At 61.1% G+C, this 1000-nt stretch carries 2 protein-coding genes; both read right to left on the bottom strand.

Translation table 11 applies throughout. From position 1 onward, the window contains the following. A partial coding sequence (gene lptB / locus A2I95_RS42470) for an LPS export ABC transporter ATP-binding protein (RefSeq protein WP_291738225.1) occupies positions 1 to 708 on the bottom strand: 708 nt, incomplete at its 3' end. Beyond that, the coding region (locus A2I95_RS42465) for an LptA/OstA family protein (protein WP_291738224.1) at positions 708 to 1000 on the bottom strand (293 nt) is incomplete at its 5' end. The genes A2I95_RS42465 and lptB, both read right to left, overlap by 1 nt.

Below are 1000 nucleotides of genomic sequence, written 5' to 3'. Positions count from 1 at the left end.
TTCAACCACTTCCTCAGGGCTGCCGGACATCAGCACCTGGCCGTCATGCAGGATATAGGCCCGGTCCACGATCTCCAGGGTCTCGCGCACGTTGTGGTCGGTAATCAGCACGCCGATACCGCGTTTCTTGAGGTCGGCAACCAAGTGGCGGATATCGCCGACCGAGATCGGGTCAACGCCGGCAAAGGGTTCGTCAAGCAACAGGTATTTCGGATCTGCGGCAAGGCAGCGGGCAATCTCGACTCGGCGCCGTTCACCGCCTGACAGCGCGAGGGCGGGCGCGCGGCGCAGGTGTTCGATCGAGAAATCGGACAGCAGCTCTTCCAGCCGCTCACGGCGTTTGTGCTCGTGCTTTTGCGAGATATCCAGAACGGCAGAGATGTTGTCCTCGACCGACAACCCGCGGAAGATCGACATCTCCTGCGGCAGGTATCCGATGCCCAGCCGCGCGCGGCGGTACATCGGCAAGCCGGTGACGTTCTGGCCGTCGATGCTGACAGTGCCGGCTTCGGGAAAGACCAGGCCTGCAATGGCGTAGAAACTGGTGGTTTTGCCGGACCCGTTTGGCCCCAGAAGGGCCACCACCTCACCCCGGTTCAGCGACATCGACACGTCCCGGATCACTACCCGTTTGCGATAGGATTTGCGCAGTCTTTCAATACGCAGCCCGGAGGAGCCTTCGGTGACGGTCAGATCTGGCTTCGCCATCAGTTGCTGCCGCCGTCCGGGTTAAGGATTGTTTTCACCCGGCCGGCCATTTTGGCGGTGCCTGAGGTCAGGCTCACCTCGAGTCGGTTAGAGGCCAGGGTGCCGCTTTTCTGGTTCAGCAGAACATTGCCGGTCATAACGATGGTGCCCTGGTCGATGGTGTATTCAGCGCGTTGTGCCTCGGCGGCGTCCGGGCCGCTGACCAGCACCACATTGCCAGTGGCTTCCAGCCGTTCAATGCCGGCCTTGGCACCTGCTTCGCCAGCGGTTTTGTAGATTACCAAAACTTTGT

Source organism: Leisingera sp. F5, assembly GCF_001593695.1.
This window is presented reverse-complemented; position numbering and strand designations above follow the sequence as displayed.